The sequence below is a fragment of the Serratia sp. PGPR-27 genome (genome assembly GCF_022678525.1).
Lineage (GTDB): Bacteria > Pseudomonadota > Gammaproteobacteria > Enterobacterales > Enterobacteriaceae > Serratia > Serratia nematodiphila.
The window spans coordinates 26,366-48,817 of record NZ_JALBYS010000024.1; the positions used below are offsets into that span (position 1 = coordinate 26,366).

The following is a 22,452-nucleotide window of genomic DNA, read 5'->3' on the forward strand; positions in this document are numbered from 1 at the left end:
TCCGTGGAGGACTTATGACCTATAACCAAAAAATCTGGTTGGGGGTTTTGCTGCTGTGCACCCTGTTTTGGGGGGCAGTGATAAGCGGCGCCTGTTCGCTGTATAATCGAACAGATCGCCTCAATGCGCACCAGGCGCAGAGCGAGTTCGCCGCCCGCCACAGTCTGCCCCCCTGCCCGCAGCAAAGCGTTCAGGCCTCCGCCGCCCCCCGGAATGGGTAGGGACAAGACCGGCTAACGATCCTATTATACCCTAAGATTAACAGGGAGATAACGATGGCTCGAAAGCTGGATAGCTTACCGCAGGCGCAACGCGAGAAAATAGAAACCGATTTGCTGGCCATCAGCGTGATCTACAACGAGCGCTACGGCATCGCCTCGACCCAGACGGAAACGGAACAACAGATCCCCGATCACCTGCTCCCCTACTTTCATCAGCGGCTGGATTACTATCGCCGTGCGTAATTGCGCGCATTTCGCTAACCGCCGCTTGGCATCGCTCCCCACGCCGTTACAATAGAGGCATATTGTATCCGCCACTGAAGAGACGCGATTTTGAGCAGCAAGGCAACGGCCACATTTTATATTCACGATTACGAGACCTTCGGCAAGAGCCCGTCGCTGGACCGCCCGGCGCAGTTCGCCGGCGTGCGCACCGATATGGATTTCAACATTATCGAAGAGCCGCTGGTCATCTACTGCGCCCCGGCCGACGATTACCTGCCGGAACCCGAGGCGGTGATGATCACCGGCATCACGCCACAGGTGGCGCGCGCCAAAGGCGTTAACGAGGCCGAGTTCACCCGCCAAATCCATCAGGCCTTCAGCGTGGCCGGCACCTGCATTCTCGGTTACAACAACATCCGCTTCGATGACGAAGTGAGCCGCAATATCTTCTATCGCAACTTCTACGATCCCTACGCCTACAGCTGGCAAAACGGCAACTCGCGTTGGGATTTGCTGGATGTGATGCGCGCCTGCTACGCCCTGCGCCCGGACGGCATCGTCTGGCCGGAAAACGAAGACGGTTTCCCCAGCTTCCGCCTCGAACACCTCACGCGCGCCAACGGCGTCGAACACACGCAGGCTCACGATGCGATGTCGGACGTTTACGCCACTATCGCCATGGCCAAGCTGGTCAAGCAAGCGCAGCCGCGGCTGTTCGATTTCCTGCTGCAGCACCGCAACAAGCACAAGCTGAACGCCCTGATCGACGTCGCCGACATGACGCCGCTGGTGCACGTCTCCGGCATGTTCGGCGCGGCGCGCGGCAACACCAGCTGGGTGTCGCCGTTGGCCTGGCACCCGGACAACAAGAACGCGGTGATCATGTGCGATCTGGCCGGCGACATGACGCCGCTGCTGACGCTGAGCGCTGAGCAGCTGCGTGAAAGGCTGTACACCCGCCGCGACGATCTGGCGCCGGATCAGGCGCCGGTGCCGATCAAGCTGGTGCACATCAACAAATGCCCGGTGCTGGCGCCGGCCAAAACCCTGCTGCCGGAGAACGCCGAGCGGCTGGGCATCGATCGTCAGGCGTGCCTGCAAAATCTGCAGCTGCTGAAACAGCACCCGGAAGTGCGCGAGAAAGTGGTGGCGCTGTTCGCCGAAGCCGAGCCGTTCAAAGGTTCCGAGGACGTCGACGCCCGCTTGTACGACGGTTTCTTCAGCGACGCCGACAAGGCGGCGATGAGGATTATCCAGCAGACCAAGCCGCAGAACCTGCCGGCGCTGGATCTGGCCTTCAGCGACGGCCGCATGAAAGAGCTGCTGTTCCGCTTCCGCGCGCGCAACTATCCGAATACGCTGGACGACGCCGAGCAGCGCCGCTGGCTGCAACACCGCCAGGAAACGTTGAGCGCGGAGCGCGTGCAGAGTTACCTGCTGCAGCTCGAATCGCTGTATAACCTGCACGAAGGCGACAAAGAGAAAACCGCCCTGCTGAAAGCGCTGTTCGATTACGGCAAAGAGTTGGTGGGATAAAACCCGCAGCAAGCAGAAAAGGAAAAGGCCGCGAAAGCGGCCTTTTTTGTGGCTGAGGAGACGGCTCGCGCTTAGGCGGCGTCTTCACTCGCTTGCGGCACCGGCAGACGGAAGCTGCGGGTAACGAAGGCCAGGTAGATCAGACCGATGGCCGCCCAAACCAGGCCCAGCGTCATCGAGCTGGCTTCCAGGTTGATCCACAGCGCGCCGACGGTCAGTGCGCCCATCACCGGCAGGATCAGGTAGTTGAACGTGTCCTTCACGGTGCGGTTCATCTTGTCGCGAATATAGAACTGCGAGATCACCGACAGGTTGACGAAGGTGAAGGCCACCAGCGCACCGAAGTTGATCAGCGCGGTCGCGGTCACCAGGTCAAACGACACCGCGGACAGCGCGATGGCGCCAACCAGCAGCACGTTCAGCGCCGGGGTACGCCACTTCGGATGCACATAGCCGAAGAAGCGAGTCGGGAACACGCCGTCGCGGCCCATCACGTACATCAGACGCGAAACGCCCGCGTGCGCCGCCATGCCTGACGCCAATACCGTCACGCAGGAGAACACCAGGATCACCGACTGGAAGAACTTGCCCGCCACGTACAGCATGATTTCAGGCTGCGACGCGTCAGGATCCTTGAAGCGCGAGATGTCCGGGAAGTACAGCTGCACGAAGTAAGACACCACGATAAAGATGATGCCGCCGATCAGCGCCGTCAGGAAGATGGCTTTCGGGATCACTTTCTCTGCGTCTTTGGTTTCTTCGGACAGCGAGCTGATGCCGTCGAAGCCCAGGAACGAGAAGCACAGGATGGTCGCGCCGGTAATCATCGGCACCACGTGAGCGTTATCGGACCAGAACGGGCGGCTGCTGACCAGCGTACCGGCGCCTTCGCCGTGGTAAACGCCGTTGATCACCAGACCCAGGAACACGATCATGATCGCCACCTGCACCACCACGATGATGGAGTTCAGGTTGGCCACCAGCTTGATGCCGCGCAGGTTGAAAATCGTCATCAACCCGACCAGCACCGCCACGAAGATCCAGGACGGGACGCCCGGGAAGATCGCTTCCAGGTAAATCTTGGCCAGCAAAATGTTGATCATCGGCATGAACAGGTAGTCCAGCAGCGATGACCAGCCCACCATAAAGCCGACGTGCGGGCTGATGGCTTTCTGGGCGTAAGTGTAGGCGGAACCGGCGGAAGGGAACTTCTTCACCAGCTTGCCGTAGCTCAGGGCGGTAAACAGGATCGCCAGCAGAGCGAAGGCGTACGCGGTCGCGACGTGACCATCGGTCAGGCCGGATACGATGCCGAAGGTATCGAAGATGGTCATTGGCTGCAGATAAGCCAGACCCATCATCACTACCGGAACTAATGTCAGGGTTTTACGCAGCTGAGTGCGCTGAGCCGGAGCGGCGTTAAGGGTGTTATCGGACATTGTTCAGCCCCCCCTTACCTTGAGCCTTGCGGATGGCGGACACGCCAAGACTTAAGGTTGCGGGGAAACTTCGCAACGAGCGACTTAATTCTAAAAGAAGGGGATTGTAAGCTGGATAACGGGTCGAGGTAACCTCGGCTGCTCCATAGTCGCTGCGGCCACAGCGGAAACCGGCGGGCACCGGCGCTAAAGTGAAAAATTGCCCCATCTTTCTAATCCTCATGAGTCACGACCATAAAGTTTTGTTTGATCGTGCACGAAACTATTTATCTATCCGGATCGGTGTCCGGCCTCGCTTGGTGTATGAAACGCTACGTTGGTAAAACTTAATGCAAAAAAAATAACCGACGCTTTCAAAACGTCGGCTATCTGCATTTGAGATATTTTGCACCAGAATGCCTCCGGATGACAAGATCCGGAAGCCCTCAAATACAAATTCTTTTTGTCGATCGAACGGAAAACCAGCCCGGCAGGCGAATTAATCCGCTACCGGCAGGCCGGTCGCCCGCACATACTTCTTACTTTATACGCCCATTCAGGCATTTTTCAACATCCAGTCGATCTCGGTTTCCGTCACCCGCCGTTCAAACTGCAGCAATTCGTCCGTCTTGCAGGCGTGATAAACCTGGGTGAAACGCTCGCCCAGATAGTGGGTCAACGCGTGCTGATGTTCAAACTCGTACAGCGCATCGCTCTGGCGGATCGGCAGCGGCAGCCCCTCCTGCTCCAGCCCGTTGCCGGTCACCGGCTCAGGCAACGGCAGCGCGTTGTCCAACCCGTACAACATGCCGGCCAGGATCGCCGCCATCACCAGATAGGGGTTGGCGTCGGCGCCGGCCACGCGGTACTCCACCCGATGATTCTCCGGTTCGCCGCAGGGAATGCGCAGCGCCACGGTGCGATTGTTGTGGCCCCAGGCGGCCTGGATCGGCACATACATCCCCGGTTGGAAACGCCGATAGGCATTGACGTTCGGCGCCAGCAGCGCCATCGACGCCGGCATCAGGGTGATCATCCCGGCCAGCGCCTGTTTCAGCAACGGTGAATCCTCGCCTTCGCCGTCGGCAAACAGGTTGTTGCCCGCCCCGTCCTGCATGCTGACATGCACATGCATGCCGCTGCCGGCGTAATCCTCATAGGGTTTGGCCATAAAGGTGGCGTGCATACCGTGGTTCTCGGCCACCAGCCGCACCAACCGTTTCAGCGCCAGCGCGTGGTCGCAGGCCAGCAAGATGTCGTCGGAATGGCGCAGGTTGACCTCGAACTGCCCCGGCGACGCCTCCGCCACCGCGCCGTCCGCCGGCAGCCCCTGCAGCTTCGCCAACGCGTCGATATCGTTCAGCACCTCGGCGAAATGGTTCAGGTTATCGACGGAGTACACCTGGCTTTGGGTATTGCGCTCCTGAGTGCCGGGCGCACACGGCGGCTGCAAATCGCCTTCTGCGTCGCGCTGCCTGTCGATGAGATAGAACTCCAGCTCTACCGCTGCCACCGGGAACAAGCCGCGCTGTCGCAGCGCCTGCCACACGCGGTTCAGCACATTACGGGGTTCAACGTCAAAGGGAGTGCCATCTTCATCCAGCATGGTCAGCAACACCTGGCCGATATGCTCCGGATCGGCGGCCGACGGCGTCAGCGAACCGGGCACCGGCAGGCAAATGCGATCCGGCTCGCCGAGCTCCTGCCCAAGACCGGTCTCCTCCACCACGTTACCGAGGATGTCCATGGCGAACACCGACGCGGGGAAGTAGCTGCCTTTTTCCAGTTTTTTCAACCCTGAGACGGGTATACGTTTGCCGCGGAAGGAACCATTGAGATCGGTAAGAAGGATATCGACATACTGCGTGGCGGGATGGCGTTCCAAATAATGAGCAACCTCATTTTGGAACGCGCTACTTCGCCTCTCTTCATGATGCTGTGCAAAATGTTCAACTGCTGCGCTATTGGTTTGCATACGTCACCCGCCATTATGCTCTTAAGGCGCGTTAGCGCCCGTCCGCCGTTCGATTCAACACATGATTGGATTTCTCGCCAGGTCGCGCCGCTGCCGGGCGCTCAAAATAACATCCACAATATGAAACATAGTATTAACAGAATGGGTTTGCAAATGTTACAATCCTGTTTGATTATTCACCACCGGCTGCTAAATTGATAAAATATTGACCGAAAAGGCCTTGCTGCCATTTTTACGTCAACTATTTCGTCCAACGCACCGAGAGTGAACATGGGCAATATATTTTCCAAACCTGCCCTAACTATCGATATCATGCAGCATCGTTATCGCCCAGACAGGCGCCCGATAACGATATTCATGTCTGCCTGTCGCCCCTACCAGAAGGAAGTACCGCTATGAGCGAAGCCAGCTTGGCACCGGGCAAACGCCTGTCACAGATCCGTCAGCAATTGGGTTTGTCGCAGCGCCGGGTCGCCGAACTGTCCGGGTTAACCCACAGTGCGATCAGCACCATCGAACAGGACAAGGTCAGCCCGGCCATCAGCACGCTGCAAAAGCTGCTGAAGGTGTATGGCCTGTCGCTGTCTGAATTCTTTGCCGAACCGGAGGCCGTCGACGAGCCGCGCGTGGTGATCGACGCCGAGGATCTGATTGAGATCGGCAGCCAGGGGGTGTCGATGAAGCTGGTGCACAACGGCAGCCCGACGCGCAACCTGGCGATGATGCTGGAAACCTACCAGCCCGGCACCACCACCGGCGAAAAGATCAAGCATCAGGGCGAAGAGATCGGCACCCTGCTGGAAGGCGAGATCGTGCTGACCATCAACGGCCAGAGCTATTGCCTGAGCGCCGGTCAGAGTTACGCCATCAACACCGGCATTCCGCACAGCTTCAGCAATACCTCGGCTCGCGTTTGCCGCATCGTCAGCGCACACACCCCTACCACCTTCTGACCGCTTCTCGCACCGGCGCAGCCTGACGCGGGTTGCGCCCCTGCCCACCCACGATTTTTTCATCGCCGTTATGCCATTTTGTTGGTTGCCAACGGCGCAATCTATGTTACAACAGAGCAAAACAGCCATCTAAACATCTAAACGGCCTTAACACCCTATGTCAACCGCAACGCCTTCACGCCTCGAGATGCGCAATATCTCGATCGCCTTCGCCGGCTTCAACGCGCTGCAGGACGTGGACTTCACGCTGCAGGGCGGATCAATCCATGCGCTGGTCGGCGCCAACGGCGCGGGCAAGTCGACGCTGATGGCGATCCTCTCCGGCGCCCACGATCATTATCGCGGCGAGATCCTGATCGACGGCCAGCCGGTGGCGATCCACTCCCCGTTGCAGGCGCGCCGTCACGGTATTCACGTGGTGCAGCAAGAGGTCGACGTCGCGCTGATCCCCACGCTGTCGGTAGCGGAAAACATCATGCTGGACTGGCTGAACGAGCCGGGCCACTGGCTGAACTGGGCGGAGCTGCACCGCCGCGCCGTGCAGCTGCTGCAGCAATGGGCGCTGCCGCTCAACCCGCGCAGACGCCTGGCGGACTGCACGCTGGCGGAAAAACAGCAGGTGCTGCTGGCGCGCGCGCTGTCGCACCGCTGCCGTTTTCTGGTGCTCGACGAGCCGACCGCGCCGCTCGATCGCGCCGAGAGCGAGCGCCTGTTTAACGTGGTGCGCCGCCTGCAATCCGAAGGCATCGGCATCGTGTTTATTTCCCACCGCATCCACGAACTGAGCGACATTTGCGATCGGCTGACGGTGCTGCGCGACGGCCGGCGCGTCAGCGAAGACGCCATGCGCGGGCTGAGCGGCGAACAGATCGTCGAGAAGATGCTCGGCCATCGGCTGGACGACATTTTCCCGCCGCCGCGCCCGCCACACCCTGAGCGAACGCTGCTGCAGGTGCAGGGCTTGCACGATCGCCATAAGCTGCGCGACGTTTCGCTGCGGCTGCATGAGGGCGAGATCCTCGGCATCGCCGGGCTGGCCGGGGCGGGCAAAACCGAACTGTGCAAGGCATTGTTCGGCGCCAGCGCCGTGCAGCTCGAGCGCGGCGAACTGCGCGGGCAGCCCTGGGTGCCACGCGCGCCGCACCTGTCGGTCGAACAAGGATTGGCGCTGGTGCCGGAAGAACGCCGCAAAGAAGGCATTTTCATCGACGAGGCGATCCCGATGAACCTGAGCGTCAGCGCCGACGACAGCTTCTCGCGCTGGAGCCTGTTCAGCCGGCGGCAAGAGCTGCGCTGGGCGCGCGAGATCATGCAGCGTCTGAATATTCGCGCCTCCGGCCCGCAACAGCGGCTGGCGCGCCTGTCCGGCGGCAATCAGCAAAAAGTGGCGATCGGCAAGTGGCTGCGCGGCGACGCCGAGGTGCTGATCTTCGATGAGCCGACCAAGGGCGTGGACATCAAGGCCAAACAGGAGCTGTTCAGCCTGATCGACGGCCTGGCCCGCGCCGGCAAAGGCGTGATTTACGCCTCCGGCGAGTTCGCCGAGCTGATTGGCCTGTGCGATCGCATCTGCGTGCTGTGGGACGGCCGCATCGTGGCGGAATTGAACGCCGCCGACATCGACGAAGAAACCTTATTGCTCTATTCCACCGGAGGAACCCCTGCGTGAGTAAAGAATTTGCCTTGCGGCCTGCGCTGCCCTGGCGCCAACAGCTGTTTGATTTCCTCTACAAGTGGGGCATGCTGCTGACCGTGGCGGCGCTGATCGCCCTGTTTGGCCTGGCGTCGGACAACTTTCTCGATGCCAACAACATCATCAATATCCTGCGTTCGATCGCCATCGTGACGGTGATCGCCATCGGCGTCTCCATCTCGCTGTCGGTCGGCGGTTTCGATCTGTCGGTCGGTTCGACCGCCTCGTTGGCCAACGCGCTGGTGATTTCGCTGTTCGTCTGGCACGGGTTCGGCACCGCCGGCGCCATCGTAGTGACGCTGTTGCTGTGCACGCTGGTCGGCCTGTTCAACGCCCTGCTGATCGTGGTGTTCAGAATTCCCGATATGCTGGCGACACTGGCCAGCCTGTTCGTGATCCAGGGCGTGGCGATGACCTACAGCTACGGCAGCTCCATCACCCAAAACATGGTGCTGCCGAACGGCGACATGGCGGAAGGCCCGATCCCGGAAGTGTTTGCCGCTCTCGGTCAGGTGCCGGTGATCGTGCTGATCATGCTGGCGGTCACCGTGGCGGTGCAGCTGTTCCTGTCGTTGACCAAGCACGGCCGCCGCATGTACGCCATCGGCGGCAACCCCGAGGCGGCGCGTCTGTCGGGCATCCGCACCGTGCGTTACAGGGTTGCCGCTTACGTCATTTCTTCTTGGCTGGCGGCGCTTGGCGGCATCTTGCTGGCGTCACGTATCGGCTCTTCGCAGGTCAATGCCGGCGGCGGCTATCTGATGGACGCGGTGGCGGCGGCCTATATCGGCTTCTCGCTGGCCGGCGCCGGCAAACCCAATGCGCTCGGCACCCTGATCGGCGCGGTGATCCTCGGCGTGCTGCAAAACGGCCTGGTGATGCTGTCGGTGCCCTACTACGCCATGGACATTATCAAAGGCCTGGTGTTGGCGCTGGCGCTGGCCATCACCTATATCCAGAAACGCTGATCCTCTCCGGCGCACGTCTGCTGCGCCGCTTTTCCCTTTAATTCATCCGGTTACTCTTTCCCGCCAGAATAACAAGCATACAAATGATATGAATTATCATTAGCGTTTACATTCAGTAAAAAATCCTTACAATGGCCTCACGCAACGCTGACGAAGCGACGGATTTCTCAGCGAACGATGAATTATTTCATTAGAAATTCAATTGGTTAATTACTTTCACTTCAATCCAGGAAAGGTTTACCTCATGGAAACGCCACGTTACAGCAAGCTCGCCGCTCTGGTGATCGCCTCACTCAGCGCCACCGCCGCACTGGCCGCGCCGCAGGACGGCACCCAGGACACCATGGTCGTCACCGCCTCCGGCTTCCAGCAAAAAATTCAGGACTCCGCCGCCTCCATCTCGGTGATCCCGCGCCAGCAGATCGAAGATAAGGCCTATCGTGACGTGACCGACGCGCTGAAAGACGTGCCGGGCGTAGTGGTCACCGGCGGCGCCAGCAGCAGCGACATCAGCATTCGCGGCATGTCTTCCAAGTACACGCTGATCCTGGTGGACGGCAAGCGCGTCGACACCCGCGGCACCCGGCCGAACAGCGATAACGCCGGCATCGAACAGGGCTGGCTGCCGCCGATGGAAGCCATCGAACGTATCGAAGTGGTGCGCGGGCCGATGTCTTCGCTGTACGGTTCCGACGCCATGGGCGGCGTGATCAACGTCATCACCCGCAAAACCTCGCGCACCGAGTGGAAAGGCTCGCTGCACGGCGACGCCACCCTTCAGGAAAACCGCGATTCCGGCGATCTGTTCCAGACCAACGCCTACGCCTCCGGCCCGCTGGTTGAAGGCCTGCTCGGCCTGCGGGTCAACGGCCTGCTGTCGCGCCGCGCCGAAGATAAAATCACCAACGGTTACAACGAGCAGCGCATGCGCAGCGGCACCGCGGTGTTCACCCTGACCCCGGACGAGAAAAACGAATTCGACTTCGAAATCGGTCGTTCGCTGCAGGATCGCAACAGCACGCCGGGCAAATCGGTGGTAGCGGAACGCTGCAGCAAAGGCAAATGCACGCCGACATCGCGCAGCGAAAGCCTGTATACACGCACCAACTACGCGCTGACCCACAACGGCTATTACGACTTCGGCAACTCCACCAGCTACGTTCAGCGGGAAGAGACCAACAACCCGGGCCGCAAAATGAAGATGTACAACACCATCTTCAACACCCAGAACCAGTTCGAGCTGGGTTCACACATGCTGAACCTCGGCGGTCAGTATCGCTATGAAAAACTGAGCGACAGCGGCAACCAGCTTGAATCGGCACAAGGTCTCAGCAAGCTGACGCGCTGGAGCTGGGCGCTGTTCGCCGAAGATGAGTGGGCATTGACCAACGACTTCAGTCTGACGACCGGCATCCGCATGGATCAGGACGAAAACTTCGGCAGCCACTGGACGCCGCGCATGTACGGGGTCTGGCACCTGACCGAACAGTGGACGCTGAAAGGCGGCGTCTCCGCCGGCTACAAATCGCCGGATCTGCGCCAATCCTCCGCCAACTGGGGCCAGGTCACCGGCGGCGGCGTGCGTAAAGGCATCATCGTCGGCAACCCGGATCTGCAGCCGGAGAAGAGCCTGAGCGAAGAGATCGGCCTGATGTGGGATAGCCTGAAAGGCGTCAACGCCGGGGTCACCGTCTTCAACACCGACTTCAAGAACAAGATCACCGAAGTGCGCCGCTGCGAAGACACGCCGGACTGTAAGATCGGCAATGACGTCTACGACTTTATCAGCGATCGCGTCAACGTCGACAAAGCCAATATGCGCGGCGTAGAAGCCACCTTCGGCTGGCAGATCAACAAAGACTGGAAGTGGAACGCCAACTACACCTACACCTCTTCCGAGCAGAAGAGCGGCGAGTTCCAGGGCAAGGCGCTCAACCAGATGCCGAAGCACATGGTTAACACCGTGCTGGATTGGCGCGCCACGCAGGACCTCAGCCTGTGGTCGCGCGTTAATTTCCGCAGCAAAACGTCTGAGTATCTGAGCCGCACCTCGATGGCCAAGAGCACGCCGTCCTACACCTTCGTCGATGCGGGCCTGAGCTACCAGGCGGCGAAAAACCTGCAGCTGACCGGCGGGGTCTACAACATCCTCGACAAGACCGTGGATTACGATCACTACAACACCACGCTGGACGGCCGCCGTTACACCGTCGGCATGACCTACAACTTCTGATGCCCCTGGGCGCGCGCCGCGCGCCCTTTTCATTCCATCACCGTGAGGAAGCTCCATGAAATTACGCCGCTCCCCCCTGATGATCGCCCTGCTGGCCGCGATGGCGCTGGCGGGTTGCCACAGCAAAACCGATACGCAGGTAGCCGCTACCCCGGCTACCGTCAACGTCCAGCACCTGAACGGCAGCACCGAGGTGAAGAAGCACCCGCAGCGCATCGTGGTGCTGGATTACGCCTCGCTGGAAACGCTGCAGCTGCTGGACGTCGAGCCGCTGGCGCTGCCCGGCAACCGCAAGAACTTGCCGGATAGCCTGAAGCGCTATCAGGATGACAAATACCTCAATGCCGGCACCCTGTTCCAACCGGATATGGCCGTGCTGCGCGCCGCCAAACCGGATCTTATCCTGATCGCCGGCCGGGCGTCCAAAGCCTATGACGAGCTGAACACGCTGGCGCCGACGTTGAACATGTCCGTCGATCAGCAGGATCAGTTGGGCAGCCTGAAACAGCGCACGCTGCAGCTGGGCGAGCTGTTCGATAAGCAGCAACAGGCGCAGGCGGCGATCGACAAGCTGGATGCGCAGATCGCGGCGGTCAAACCGCAGGCCGCCCAGGCCGGACGCGGGCTGGTGGTGCTGTTTTCCGGCGGCAAGATCAGCGCTTACGCCCCCAAGAGCCGTTTCAGCTTCGTCTATGACGCCCTCGGATTCGCGTCCGCACTGCAGTCCGATGAAAAAGACGTGCGCGGCAACAAGCTGACGCCTGAGCAGGTGGCCAAACTGAATCCGGACTGGCTGTTCGTCATCGACAGAGACGCCGCGACCGGACGGCCGAACGCGGTGGCGCCGCAGAAGATCCTCACCGGCACCGCGCTGAAGAAAACCACGGCGGTGAAGAAAGGCCAGGTAGTTTACCTGCCGGCGGCCGAGGTCTATCTGTCCGGCGGCATCGTCACCGCCCAGCACGTCGTCGAACGCGTGAGCGAGGCGCTAACCCACGCTGCGCGATAAAAAAAGCCCGGCGATGCCGGGCTTTTTCCTGGATTAAATCGTCGGCTGGTTTACCAGGCCGTCTATCAGCACCTGCGGCGTGCCCTGCGAACAACGCTCGATGCGCCCGCGCACGCCGTAGACCCGCGCCAGGCTCTGCGGCGTTATCACCTGATCCGGCGCGCCGTCGGCGATCAGATCGCCATCCTGCAGCATCAGCACGTGGTCGCCGTGACGCAGCGCGATGTTGATGTCATGCACCACCACCACCGTCACGATATTGCGCTTGCGGGTTTCGCGACGCACCAAATCCATCACGTGGAACTGATAGTTAAGATCGAGCGCGCTCAGCGGCTCATCCAGCAGCAGCAGCGACGGCTGACGGATCAGCGACTGCGCCAACCCCACCAACTGTTTCTGGCCGCCGGAGAGCTGATCGAGATAACTCAGCGCCAGGTGGGCGATGCCCAGCTGTTCCAGCAAAGCCATGACTTCCGCTTCGCTGCCGGCGTTGCTGCGTCCGCCCGAGGCGCGCTGCGCCACGATGATCGACTCCAGCACGTGCAGATGCACCCCGGCGGGCAGCGACTGCGGCAGGTACACCACTTTCTCCGCCCGACGGGCGAACGGCATCTGCATCAGATCGCCGTCGTCCAGCCACAGCTTGCCCTGCGCCGGGTTCAGCCCGGCCAGCGAGCGCAGCAGCGTCGATTTGCCGCTGCCGTTCGGCCCCAGCAACACGGTGATTTGCCCGCGCGGCAGCATCGGCACCGAGAGATTGTCGATCACCTGGCGTTTCGGGTAACCCGCCGAGAAGTTTTCTATCCGTAACCCCTGGCTCATACGTTCCCCCGATGGCGCAGAATAATGCTCAGGAAGAACGGCACCCCGACCAGCGAGGTGACGATGCCCACCGGAATGATCACGCCGGGCACCAGATTTTTCGACGCCACCGAGGCCATCGACAGCACCAGCGCGCCAATCAGCGCGCTGGCCGGCAGGTAGAAACGGTGATCTTCGCCGAAGATCATGCGGGCGATGTGCGGCGCCACCAGGCCGATAAAGCCGATCGGCCCGACGAAAGCCACCGCCAGCGCCGAGAGCATGCTGATGCGCAGCAGCGTGGTCAGCCGCAGGCGACGCACGTCGATGCCGAAGCTCACCGCCCGGTCTTCACCCAGACGCAGCGCGGTCAGTTTCCACGAGCTCATCATCGACAGCGGCAGCAGCACGGCGAACACCCCGAACAGAATGCCCAGCTTGTCCCACGAGGCGCGCGCCAGGCTGCCCATGGTCCAGAACACCAGCCCCTGCAGCGTATCCTCGCTGGCGATGAATTGCATCATCGAGACCAGCGCGTTGAAGGTAAACACCAGCGCGATGCCGAACAGCACTACGCCGGAGGTGGCGACCCGCGTCCAGCGCGTGATGCCGTCGAGCATCAGCGCGGCGAACAGCGCGAAGATAAAAGCGTTGGCGGAGATGAACCACTGATCGGGAATGCCCGGAATGCCGATGCCGAGCACGATCGCCAGCGCGGCGCCAAAGGCCGCGGCGGAAGACACGCCGAGAGTAAAGGGACTGGCCAGCGGGTTATTCAGGATGGTCTGCATTTCCGCCCCGGCCAGGCCGAGCGCAAAGCCCACCACCACCGCCATCAGCGCATAGGGCAAGCGGATGTCCCAGACGATCACCCGCGTGCCGGCATCGGCCGCGGCGGGATCAAGCAGCGTTTGCCACAAAGACGACAGCGACAGGCCGGATGGCCCCATGGTGAAATCCAGCAGCAGCGAGCCCAGGATCGCCAGTGCCAACACGCCCATCATCAACAGGCGATGGCGAAGAATATGCTGATAACGCCCCATCACGCCGGCGTTGGGTTGCCCCTTGGCGTCAGTCATGGGATCGGTGGATACGCTCATTCGTTAAGATACCTGTTACAACCATCATGACAGCGGCGCGAAGGCGTCCGCCGTAAACCGGAAAGCGCGCGGCGACAGCCTGCGCGCAGCCGCCCACAATAAAGCAAACGATAATACTTATCAATCATATCAATGGGTGAAAACAGCGTTGTCGAAATGTAATAATTTGTTTTTTATCGCCATTTTTCAAACCACCACGCTTTCCCCCGCCAACGGCCAGTAGGTTAATTATTCTGAAAATTATTCCTGATCCGACCAGACTCTGACAAATAGCGGCAAAACCACATAGAATCCAAAACCACAGCACCGCGCGTGCAAAAAACTTTCAGGCCGCCGCAAGAGCGGCCTTATTGACGAGGCTGTAATGAGAAGTCCATCTCCGGCGGTAACGCCCAAACGCCCGGCGCTGCTGAACTGGCTGTTGCACAGCCCGCTGCACGCCGATGACGAACCGTTTCAACGCCAGCTGCGTCTCACGCTGACGCCCTCTCCTCTCACCCCCTGGCTGAATGCCGTGGGGCCGGCCGCGCTGTTGGTGGGGTACGCCTGGCTGAACCAACCGCTGGTCGGTATCGGCCTGTTGCTGCTGTTGCTGCTGTTGACCGCCGGGCGCGCCAGGTTGGCGCAAAGGCGCCAACCCGCCTGGCCGAACGCCATGCTGGTGACGGTGTTGTTGTGGGCGCTGCTGGTTGGCGCCGGCGCCGCGCTGGCGATGCTGTCGGGCCGCTTCGTGCTGATCCTGTTCGCCGGCCTGACCATCACCGCCCTGGCCTGCTGGTTGATGCAGCGCCATGCCGCCGCGCCGCGCTTCGCGCTGCTTGAGGTGATCGCGCTGACGCTGCCCTACCTGCTGGCGGCGCCGCTGTCGCGCGTGCAAAATCTGTTTGTCATGGCGGATCTCGCGCCGCTGTGGCTGGTGCTGGCCCATGGCATGATCGCGCGCTACCACCGCCAGTTGGTGCAGCACGTCACGCTGGCCTGGGAGAAGCAGCAGGCATCGCACCGCGATCGCCTGACCGGCTTTCTCAACCGCGCAGGCGGCGAGGTGGTGATGCGCAGCATCTGCCGCCCCGCAACGGCGCAGCCGATCTCCCACCTGTTCATTCTTGAGTTCGGTCCGCTGGCGGCGCTCTACCAAAGCCACGGCGTCCAGATCGGCGACGACGTACTGCGCACCGTCGGCGAGCGTCTCAAGACGCTGATCCGCCCGAGCGACTACGTCTGCCGCTATACCGGCGGCCTGTTTTTGATTCTGGTGCACGATCTGCCCTACGGCGCGGAAAGCGAGTTCCTGGCGCGCATCGTGCCACCGCTGGAGGCGCCTTACGATTTTGGCGCATTCGGCGAGGTGAACATGCAGCTCAACGCCGGCATTGTGGCGCTGACGCAGCATTATGCGACGGTGGAAGATTTGATGAGTTCGGCGCAGCAGGCGCTGGCGGAAGCCAAAGGCGGGAAAAAGTAAAGCCAAACGCGGCGGGAACCCCCGCCGCGTATCACTCACCGAAAATTACTTCACGTCCATCTTCGGAAATTCCATTTCGCTGTACTTCACGACACGGGTGCCTTGCGACAGCTTGTAACCGAACCAGATCAGCAGGAACAGCGGAATGCCGATGTAGGTCGCGGTCACGCCGTACCAGTCAATCTTGTCTTGCAGGAAGGCCTGGTAGTTCTGCCCCAGGGTAATGATCAGACACAACACGAAGGCGAAGATCGGCCCCAGCGGGAAGAACCCGGAACGGTACGGCAAGTCGTTGAGATCGTGTCCCTGCAGCATGTAACCGCGACGGAAACGGTAGTGGCTGATGGCGATGCCCAACCAGGCGATGAAGCCGGTCATGCCCGAGGTATTCAGCAGCCACAGGTAAACCGACTGGTTGCCGAACATCGAGGTCAGGAAGCACAACCCGGCCACCACGCAGGTCGCGTACAGCGCGTTGCGCGGCACGCCGCCTTTCGACAGCTTGGCGAAGATGCGCGGCGCTTTGCCTTCCGATGCCAGGGTGTACAACATGCGGGTCGATGCGTACATGCCCGAGTTACCGGCGGACAACACCGCCGTCAGGATCACCGCGTTCATCACCGCCGCCGCCGACAGCAGGCCGGCATGCTGGAACACCAGGGTGAACGGGCTGACGCTGATGTCTTTCACGTCATTGCGCAGCAGGCTCGGATCGGTATACGGAATGATCAGGCTGATGATCAGGATGGCGAAGATATAGAACAGCAGGATACGCCAGAACACCTGACGCACCGCGCGCGGAATATTTTTACCCGGGTTTTCCGATTCGCCGGCCGCGATGCCGATAAGTTCAGTGCCCTGGAACGAGAAGCCGACGATCATGGCCACGCCGATCATCGCCGAGAAGCCGCCGGCGAACGGCGCATCTCCAATGGTCCAGTTCTGCCAGCCGGCATGCTCGCCGCCTTTCAGAATGCCGACAATCATCAGCACGCCGACGGCGATGAAAATAATCACGGTGCTGACCTTGATCAGCGCGAACCAGTATTCCGCCTCGCCGAACCCTTTCACCGAAATGTAGTTCAGCAGGAACATCAGGCCGAGGAACAGCGCGCTCCAGATCCAGCCGGGCGTGTCCGGGAACCAGTAGCTCATCACCAATTGCGAAGCCACCAGGTCAACGGCGATGGTCACCGCCCAGTTGTACCAGTAGTTCCATCCCAGTGCGAAGCCGAAGCCTTCTTCCACGTATTTGGCGCCGTAGGTGGAGAATGAACCGGAGACCGGCATAAAGGCCGCCAGTTCGCCCAGACTGGTCATCAGGAAGTACACCATCAAACCGATCAGAGCGTAAGACAGCAGCGCCCCGCCGGGGCCTGCCTGAGAAACCGTGGCGCCCGAGGCGACGAACAGGCCGGTGCCGATGGAGCCGCCGATGGCGATCATGGTCAAATGCCGGGCTTTCAGCTCGCGGCGCAATCCGGGAGCTTGCTGCCCCGATGTTTTTATATCCTGCTGAGCCATTCGTTCCCTATCTATCTGCTCTTCGAAAAATGAGGGCGGATTGTAACAAATACCCGCCGGTGAACTAGCAACATTGCACCGATATAAGATAGCTTCATAATTCAGAGGCAATTATTAGCCGCGCCCCTTATGGCCTTACTTACTCTCATTAATGTGAGCGCGCGCAGGTTTTTATGCTTTCTTTGGCCTGCGCGGCGATAGAAGACGTGACGCGCTGTCGATTACAGCACGCAATAGCTGAGAAAACGTTGCAACGCGTTGGAGACGTGCTTTTGCCGATGGCGGATCAGGTACAGGGTGCGGCGCAGCGGCGGCAACGGCACCGGCAGTTCCACCAACGCGCCGCTGGCCAGCTGCTCAGCCACCACCCGCCGGGACAGGCAGCTGATGCCGATACCGTGCCGCACCGCATGCTTGATCGCCTCCGAGTTGCCGAGCTCCATCACCAGCTGAAAGTGCGGCAGGTGCGCCAACAGCAGATGATCCAGCACCTCGCGAGTGCCCGAACCGCGCTCACGCAGGATCCAAGGCGCATTCGCCAGCGCCTCCAGCGTCGGCGGTTGACGGGTCAGCGGGTTATCCGGCGCAGCGAACACCACCAGCTCGTCCTCCAGCCACGGCTGCGTCACCAGCTCCGGCATATGGCAAGGCCCTTCGATCAGCCCCAGATCGACGCGAAAATCCGCCACCGCCACGATCACATCCTGGCTGTTGCCGACGTTCAGCTCCAGCGGCGTGGCCGGAAAGTCCCGGCGGTAACGGGCGATCATCTCCGGCAGCATATAGTTGCCGATGGTGCTGCTGGCGGCGATGCGCAGCGCCCCGCCATCATGGCGAAACAGCTGCTCGATCTCCCCCGCCTGCTCCAGCAGCGCCAGCGCCTTGGGGTACAGCAAGCGGCCGTGTTCGTTGATCACCAGCCGTTTGCCGACGCGATCGAACAGCTGCACGCCCAACTGCCCCTCCAGATCCGCCAGCGCCGCGCTGACCGCCGACTGCGACAGCGCCAGCACCACCGAGGCCTGAGTGGTCGAACCGCTTTTCAGCACTTCGGTGAAAACTTCCAGTTGACGCAACGTGATATGCATAGCCGTCCCGGTATTGAAAGAAGGTTCTGCCAGAGAACCCCAACATGGTGATGTGGGCAGCCCGGCCAGGCTACCCTGTTTGCGGCCAGATCGGCGCGCTATTTGCCCAAGGCGACCAGCTGCGCCGCCGCGGCCAGCACCGGCTCTTGCGGCGTGCCGGCTTCGTCCCGCAGTATCAATTGCAGCATCGCCACGAGATGCTCGCGGTCGATCGTCTTGTTTTCTTCAATCAACCGCCGCACCGCGCGGCCCACTTCCTGATCTACCTGCTCTCTGCGTTGATCGTCGGTATCCATCGCCTGCTCCTGTTAGTTGGAAAGTTGACGGCGGCTCGCCGCTCCTCCACACCCTAGCCGCAATGCGGCGTTATGCCAATGCCTGATCCCATACCACTTATTCAGATAGGTTATAAATATATAATCAATTTCTCTTTTATTCAGCCCAAACGTACTCTTAGCAGCAAGAAACAGACTGAAGGACTGACTTTTATGGCGACTGATACCACTCACACCTATCCCGAGCGACGCTTTCCGCTGTTTGGCCTGCCGCGGCTGGTGCCGGGGCTGGCGCTGACCGGCGCGCTCACCGCGCTGGCCGTCTGGGCCGGCGATATTCCCTGGGTGGCGGAGCTGGGGCTGGGGGCACTGACGCTGGCGATCCTGCTCGGTATTCTGGTGGGCAACACGCTGTACCCCCACTGGCAAACCGTTTGTCACAGCGGCGTACAGCTGGCCAAACAGCGTCTGCTGCGTCTGGGCATTATCCTTTACGGCTTCCGGCTGACCTTTCAGCAGATCGCCGACGTCGGCGCCAGCGGCATCATCATCGACGCGCTGACCCTGATCACCACCTTCCTGCTGGCCTGCTGGCTCGGCAAGAAAGTGTTCGGCATCGACAGCCAAACCGCGATACTGATCGGCGCCGGTAGCAGCATTTGCGGCGCGGCGGCGGTGATGGCCACCGAACCGGTGCTGAAGGCCGATTCCAGCAAAGTGGCGGTAGCGGTCTCGACCGTGGTGGTGTTCGGCACCCTGGCTATTTTCGTTTACCCCTGGCTGTATCAGTTGAATGAACACTTCCAGTGGCTGCCGTTCAGCCAGGAAACCTTCGGCATCTACGCCGGCTCCACCATTCACGAAGTGGCTCAGGTGGTCGCCGCCGGGCACGCCATCGGGCCGGACGCCGAAAACGCGGCGGTGATCGCCAAGATGATCCGCGTGATGATGCTGGCGCCGTTCCTGCTGCTGCTGTCGGGCTACATCAGCCGCGGCAGCGCAGGCAAGGCGGAAAAATCCGCCATCACCATTCCGTGGTTCGCCGTGCTGTTTATCGCCGTCGCCGGGCTGAACTCCTTCAACCTGCTGCCGGCCACGCTGGTGCGCCATCTGATCACCGCCGACACCTGGATGCTGGCAATGGCGATGGCGGCGCTGGGGTTGACCACCCACATCAGCGCCGTGCGCCAGGCCGGGGTGAAACCGATTCTGCTGGCCACGCTGCTGTTCGTCTGGCTGCTGGTCGGCGGCGGCGCGATAAACCAGCTGGTGCAACACCTGCTGTAATCGCCCTCGGGGGGGCGGGCCGCCGCTTTTCACCATTCAATCCGCCCGCCATCAATGCCATAATGTCACCGATAACACAGGAGAATGAAGATGAAGTTTGTCGGTGCACATGTCAGCGCGTCAGGCGGCGTGGATCAAGCGGTTATCCGCGCGCACGAATTGGAGGCGACCGCGTTCGCCCTGTTCACCAAAAATCAGCGTCAATGGAAGGCCGCGCCGCTGGCCGCCGACGTGATCGATAAGTTCAAGAGCGCCTGCGCCCAGTACGGTTACGGGCCGGGGCAGATCCTGCCGCACGACAGCTACCTGATCAACCTGGGGCACCCGGTGGCCGAGGCGTTGGAAAAATCGCGCGAGGCGTTTATCGACGAGCTGCAGCGCTGCGAGCAGCTGGGGCTGACGCTGCTGAACTTCCACCCCGGCAGCCACCTGCTGCAAATCGATGAAGACAAGTGCCTGGCGCGCATCGCCGAATCGATCAATATCGCGCTGGACAAAACCGCCGGCGTGACGGCCGTGATCGAAAACACCGCCGGCCAGGGCAGCAACCTGGGCTTCAAATTCGAACATCTGGCGGCGATCATCGACGGTGTGGAAGACAAAAGCCGCGTCGGCGTCTGCATCGACACCTGCCACGCTTTCGCCGCCGGTTACGATCTGCGTACCGAAGAGACCTGCGAACACACCTTCAAACAGCTCGGTGACATCGTCGGTTTCAACTACCTGCGCGGCATGCACCTGAACGACGCCAAGAGCGAGTTCAACAGCCGCGTCGACCGCCACCACAGCCTGGGGGAAGGCAACATCGGCAAAACGGTGTTCAGCTACATCATGCGCGATCCGCGTTTCGACAATATCCCGCTGATTCTGGAAACGGTAAACCCGGATATCTGGGCGGAAGAGATCGCCTGGCTGAAAGCGCAGCAGTAACGCGGCGCCCAAACGACAAAACCGGAGCCTGGGCTCCGGTTTTTTATGGCTGGCTCGCCGTTACGCCACGCTGGCCGCCGGTACTTCAGCACGTTTCAGCAGGGCATAAGCCACCCCGGCCAACAGCGTGCCGGCGGCGATCGCCACCAGGTACAGCAGCACCGGCGAAATCGCGCCCGGGATCAGCAGCACGAACAGCCCGCCGTGCGGCGCCATCAGCTTGGCGCCGAACGCCATCGACAGTGCGCCGGTCAGCGCCCCGCCGGCGATGCAGCACGGCAGCACGCGCATCGGGTCACGGGCGGCGAACGGAATCGCCCCTTCGGTGATGAAGCACAGCCCCAGCACCAACGCCGCCTTGCCGCCTTCCTGTTCGGATTTCGGGAACTTGCGGCGCGCCAGCAGCGTCGCCAGACCCATCGCCAGCGGCGGCACCATACCGGCGGCCATGATGGCTGCCATCGGCGCATACACCGAGGAGCTGAGCAGCGCCACGCCGAAGGCGTAGGCCGCTTTGTTCACCGGCCCCCCCATGTCGGTGCACATCATGCCACCGAGGATCGCCCCCAGCAGTACGGCGTTGGCGGTGCCCAGCGATTGCAGCCAATGGGTCAGGCCTTCCATGATTTTCGCTACCGGCGTGCCGACCACGTAAATCATGATGAGACCGGTGATCAGGCTGGCCACCAGCGGAATGATCAAGATAGGCTTCAGCGCTTCCATACTCTGCGGCAGATGCAGTTTGCTGCTGATCGCCTTGGCGACGTAACCCGCCAGGAAACCGGCGATGATGCCGCCGAGGAACCCGGCGCCGGTGCTCACCGCCAGCATGCCGCCGATCAGGCCCGGCGTCAGGCCCGGACGATCCGCGATGGAAAAGGCGATGAAACCGGCCAATACCGGCACCATCAGCGCGAAGGCGGAGCCGCCGCCGATCTGCATCAGCGCCGCCGCCAGGGTGCCTTTGACTTCAAACGCCTTGATGCCGAACACGAACGACAGCGCGATGCACAACCCGCCCGCCACCACCATCGGCAGCATGTAGGACACGCCGGTCAGCAGGTGACGATACGGGCCGTTGCCCTCTTTCTTTTTCGCCGCCGGCGCCGCGTTGCCGCGCTGCTGCGGCTGGAACACTTCCGCCTCGGCCTGCGCCTTGTCCAGTTCCTGGGCGGTTTTCTTCAGCGCCAGGCCCGTCGAGGTGCGGTACATCGGTTTGCCGGCAAACTTGTCCAGATCCACTTCGATGTCCGCCGCGACGATCACCAGATCCGCCGCCGCCACTTCTTCCGGGGTGATGGCGTTGCCGGCGCCTACGGAACCGCGCGTTTCCACCTTCACCCACCAGCCGCGCTTCTTCGCTTCGCTTTCAATGGCTTCGGCCGCCATAAAGGTGTGCGCCACGCCGGTCGGGCAAGCGGTGATCGCCACGATGCGTTTTTGCCCACCGGCTTTCACCGCAGCCGCCGCCTGCGGCGCCTGATAGGTTTCAGCTTCGGCCTGGGCGCGCGCCAGAAACGCGTCCGGTTCACGCACCGCCTGTTCTACCTCGCCCACATACACCAATTTGCCGTTCAGCCCGGCGTCAGCAGGGGCAGCCTGCCCCGCCACCGCCACCAGTTCGGCGTCCTGCAGCGACTCGACCAGCGTCAGGCCGGCTTTGGCCGCGGCGGCCACCAGCATGCGTTTCGCCAGGTGGCCACGGGCCTGCCCCAGCGAACTGTCTACCATCAGCAGCGTTTTCATTCTGC

19 protein-coding genes are annotated in these 22,452 nt (G+C 61.3%); 11 read left to right on the plus strand and 8 right to left on the minus strand.

The window, feature by feature from the left end; translation table 11 throughout:
- Positions 1 to 14: 14 nt before the first annotated feature.
- From MMS95_RS14535 to sbcB, 3 genes are all read left to right on the plus strand, one after another.
- Entirely contained in the window at positions 15 to 221 is a 207-nt protein-coding gene (locus tag MMS95_RS14535) for a hypothetical protein (protein WP_033632574.1), read from the plus strand.
- A gap of 54 nt (positions 222 to 275) precedes the next feature.
- Positions 276 to 464 carry a DNA polymerase III subunit theta gene (locus tag MMS95_RS14540; protein ID WP_004935635.1) on the plus strand — a complete coding sequence of 63 codons (189 nt, stop codon included), beginning with the start codon at positions 276 to 278 and terminating at the stop codon, positions 462 to 464.
- A gap of 90 nt (positions 465 to 554) precedes the next feature.
- Positions 555 to 1,982 carry an exodeoxyribonuclease I gene (gene sbcB / locus MMS95_RS14545; protein WP_049278605.1) on the plus strand — a complete coding sequence of 476 codons (1,428 nt, stop codon included), beginning with the start codon at positions 555 to 557 and terminating at the stop codon, positions 1,980 to 1,982.
- Positions 1,983 to 2,053: 71 nt separating this feature from the next.
- Here sbcB and MMS95_RS14550 read toward each other — a convergent pair whose 3' ends face one another.
- A complete protein-coding gene (locus MMS95_RS14550; protein WP_004935642.1) occupies positions 2,054 to 3,421 on the minus strand; it encodes an APC family permease in 1,368 nt (455 codons plus the stop codon).
- A 535-nt stretch (positions 3,422 to 3,956) separates the two neighbouring features.
- Positions 3,957 to 5,375, minus strand: a complete 1,419-nt coding sequence (locus MMS95_RS14555) for a glutamine synthetase family protein (protein WP_031300715.1) — start codon at positions 5,373 to 5,375, stop codon at positions 3,957 to 3,959.
- 395 nt (positions 5,376 to 5,770) lie between these two features.
- On the opposite strand from MMS95_RS14555, the gene puuR reads away from it, so the two are divergent.
- The 5 genes from puuR to MMS95_RS14580 all read left to right on the plus strand — a co-directional run bounded on the left by puuR (position 5,771) and on the right by MMS95_RS14580 (position 12,231).
- Positions 5,771 to 6,328, plus strand: coding sequence for an HTH-type transcriptional regulator PuuR (gene puuR / locus MMS95_RS14560; protein ID WP_004935648.1), 558 nt, complete (start codon positions 5,771 to 5,773; stop codon positions 6,326 to 6,328).
- A 157-nt stretch (positions 6,329 to 6,485) separates the two neighbouring features.
- Positions 6,486 to 7,997 (plus strand): sugar ABC transporter ATP-binding protein, encoded by a 1,512-nt coding sequence (locus MMS95_RS14565; RefSeq protein ID WP_015378512.1) that lies wholly within the window; start codon positions 6,486 to 6,488, stop codon positions 7,995 to 7,997.
- A complete protein-coding gene (locus MMS95_RS14570) occupies positions 7,994 to 8,989 on the plus strand; it encodes an ABC transporter permease (protein WP_242141843.1) in 996 nt (331 codons plus the stop codon). The genes MMS95_RS14565 and MMS95_RS14570 overlap by 4 nt, the downstream gene beginning before the upstream one ends.
- Positions 8,990 to 9,233: 244 nt before the next feature.
- A complete protein-coding gene (locus tag MMS95_RS14575; protein ID WP_242141845.1) occupies positions 9,234 to 11,222 on the plus strand; it encodes a ligand-gated channel protein in 1,989 nt (662 codons plus the stop codon).
- Positions 11,223 to 11,277: 55 nt separating this feature from the next.
- Positions 11,278 to 12,231, plus strand: a complete 954-nt coding sequence (locus MMS95_RS14580) for a siderophore ABC transporter substrate-binding protein (RefSeq protein WP_085337412.1) — start codon at positions 11,278 to 11,280, stop codon at positions 12,229 to 12,231.
- A 33-nt stretch (positions 12,232 to 12,264) separates the two neighbouring features.
- Here the strand turns inward: MMS95_RS14580 and MMS95_RS14585 are convergent, their stop codons facing one another.
- Complete coding sequence (locus tag MMS95_RS14585) at positions 12,265 to 13,053, minus strand: ABC transporter ATP-binding protein (RefSeq protein WP_004935663.1); 789 nt, start codon at positions 13,051 to 13,053, stop codon at positions 12,265 to 12,267.
- Positions 13,050 to 14,132, minus strand: a complete 1,083-nt coding sequence (locus MMS95_RS14590; protein ID WP_004935667.1) for an iron ABC transporter permease — start codon at positions 14,130 to 14,132, stop codon at positions 13,050 to 13,052. Before MMS95_RS14590 ends, MMS95_RS14585 begins: the two co-directional genes overlap by 4 nt.
- A gap of 364 nt (positions 14,133 to 14,496) precedes the next feature.
- On the opposite strand from MMS95_RS14590, the gene MMS95_RS14595 reads away from it, so the two are divergent.
- Positions 14,497 to 15,597, plus strand: a complete 1,101-nt coding sequence (locus MMS95_RS14595) for a GGDEF domain-containing protein (protein WP_242141848.1) — start codon at positions 14,497 to 14,499, stop codon at positions 15,595 to 15,597.
- 45 nt (positions 15,598 to 15,642) lie between these two features.
- Here the strand turns inward: MMS95_RS14595 and MMS95_RS14600 are convergent, their stop codons facing one another.
- From MMS95_RS14600 to MMS95_RS14610, 3 genes are all read right to left on the minus strand, one after another.
- Positions 15,643 to 17,121 carry an amino acid permease gene (locus MMS95_RS14600; protein ID WP_015378517.1) on the minus strand — a complete coding sequence of 493 codons (1,479 nt, stop codon included), beginning with the start codon at positions 17,119 to 17,121 and terminating at the stop codon, positions 15,643 to 15,645.
- A 221-nt stretch (positions 17,122 to 17,342) separates the two neighbouring features.
- Positions 17,343 to 18,209 carry a DNA-binding transcriptional regulator YeiE gene (gene yieE / locus MMS95_RS14605; RefSeq protein WP_021505917.1) on the minus strand — a complete coding sequence of 289 codons (867 nt, stop codon included), beginning with the start codon at positions 18,207 to 18,209 and terminating at the stop codon, positions 17,343 to 17,345.
- 98 nt (positions 18,210 to 18,307) lie between these two features.
- Entirely contained in the window at positions 18,308 to 18,505 is a 198-nt protein-coding gene (locus tag MMS95_RS14610; protein WP_103085500.1) for a hypothetical protein, read from the minus strand.
- A gap of 192 nt (positions 18,506 to 18,697) precedes the next feature.
- Between MMS95_RS14610 and MMS95_RS14615 the strand changes: the two genes are divergently transcribed.
- On the plus strand, positions 18,698 to 19,771 hold the full coding sequence (locus tag MMS95_RS14615; protein WP_004935695.1) for a YeiH family protein: 1,074 nt from the start codon (positions 18,698 to 18,700) through the stop codon (positions 19,769 to 19,771).
- A 90-nt stretch (positions 19,772 to 19,861) separates the two neighbouring features.
- Complete coding sequence (gene nfo, locus MMS95_RS14620; RefSeq protein ID WP_004935697.1) at positions 19,862 to 20,701, plus strand: deoxyribonuclease IV; 840 nt, start codon at positions 19,862 to 19,864, stop codon at positions 20,699 to 20,701.
- 60 nt (positions 20,702 to 20,761) lie between these two features.
- On the opposite strand, the gene fruA is transcribed toward nfo, so the two are convergent.
- Entirely contained in the window at positions 20,762 to 22,447 is a 1,686-nt protein-coding gene (gene fruA, locus MMS95_RS14625) for a PTS fructose transporter subunit IIBC (protein WP_156865852.1), read from the minus strand.
- Positions 22,448 to 22,452: the final 5 nt, after the last annotated feature.

What these genes read in the sequence shown, in the direction of transcription:
- MMS95_RS14535 (WP_033632574.1), top strand. Translation starts at nt 15, where the DNA reads ATGACCTATAACCAAAAAATCTGGTTGGGGGTTTTGCTGCTGTGCACC.
- MMS95_RS14540 (WP_004935635.1), top strand. Translation starts at nt 276, where the DNA reads ATGGCTCGAAAGCTGGATAGCTTACCGCAGGCGCAACGCGAGAAAATA.
- MMS95_RS14550 (WP_004935642.1), bottom strand. Translation starts at nt 3,421, where the DNA reads ATGTCCGATAACACCCTTAACGCCGCTCCGGCTCAGCGCACTCAGCTG.
- MMS95_RS14555 (WP_031300715.1), bottom strand. Translation starts at nt 5,375, where the DNA reads ATGCAAACCAATAGCGCAGCAGTTGAACATTTTGCACAGCATCATGAA.
- puuR (WP_004935648.1), top strand. Translation starts at nt 5,771, where the DNA reads ATGAGCGAAGCCAGCTTGGCACCGGGCAAACGCCTGTCACAGATCCGT.
- MMS95_RS14565 (WP_015378512.1), top strand. Translation starts at nt 6,486, where the DNA reads ATGTCAACCGCAACGCCTTCACGCCTCGAGATGCGCAATATCTCGATC.
- MMS95_RS14575 (WP_242141845.1), top strand. Translation starts at nt 9,234, where the DNA reads ATGGAAACGCCACGTTACAGCAAGCTCGCCGCTCTGGTGATCGCCTCA.
- MMS95_RS14580 (WP_085337412.1), top strand. Translation starts at nt 11,278, where the DNA reads ATGAAATTACGCCGCTCCCCCCTGATGATCGCCCTGCTGGCCGCGATG.
- MMS95_RS14585 (WP_004935663.1), bottom strand. Translation starts at nt 13,053, where the DNA reads ATGAGCCAGGGGTTACGGATAGAAAACTTCTCGGCGGGTTACCCGAAA.
- MMS95_RS14590 (WP_004935667.1), bottom strand. Translation starts at nt 14,132, where the DNA reads ATGAGCGTATCCACCGATCCCATGACTGACGCCAAGGGGCAACCCAAC.
- MMS95_RS14595 (WP_242141848.1), top strand. Translation starts at nt 14,497, where the DNA reads ATGAGAAGTCCATCTCCGGCGGTAACGCCCAAACGCCCGGCGCTGCTG.
- MMS95_RS14600 (WP_015378517.1), bottom strand. Translation starts at nt 17,121, where the DNA reads ATGGCTCAGCAGGATATAAAAACATCGGGGCAGCAAGCTCCCGGATTG.
- yieE (WP_021505917.1), bottom strand. Translation starts at nt 18,209, where the DNA reads ATGCATATCACGTTGCGTCAACTGGAAGTTTTCACCGAAGTGCTGAAA.
- MMS95_RS14610 (WP_103085500.1), bottom strand. Translation starts at nt 18,505, where the DNA reads ATGGATACCGACGATCAACGCAGAGAGCAGGTAGATCAGGAAGTGGGC.
- MMS95_RS14615 (WP_004935695.1), top strand. Translation starts at nt 18,698, where the DNA reads ATGGCGACTGATACCACTCACACCTATCCCGAGCGACGCTTTCCGCTG.
- nfo (WP_004935697.1), top strand. Translation starts at nt 19,862, where the DNA reads ATGAAGTTTGTCGGTGCACATGTCAGCGCGTCAGGCGGCGTGGATCAA.
- fruA (WP_156865852.1), bottom strand. Translation starts at nt 22,447, where the DNA reads ATGAAAACGCTGCTGATGGTAGACAGTTCGCTGGGGCAGGCCCGTGGC.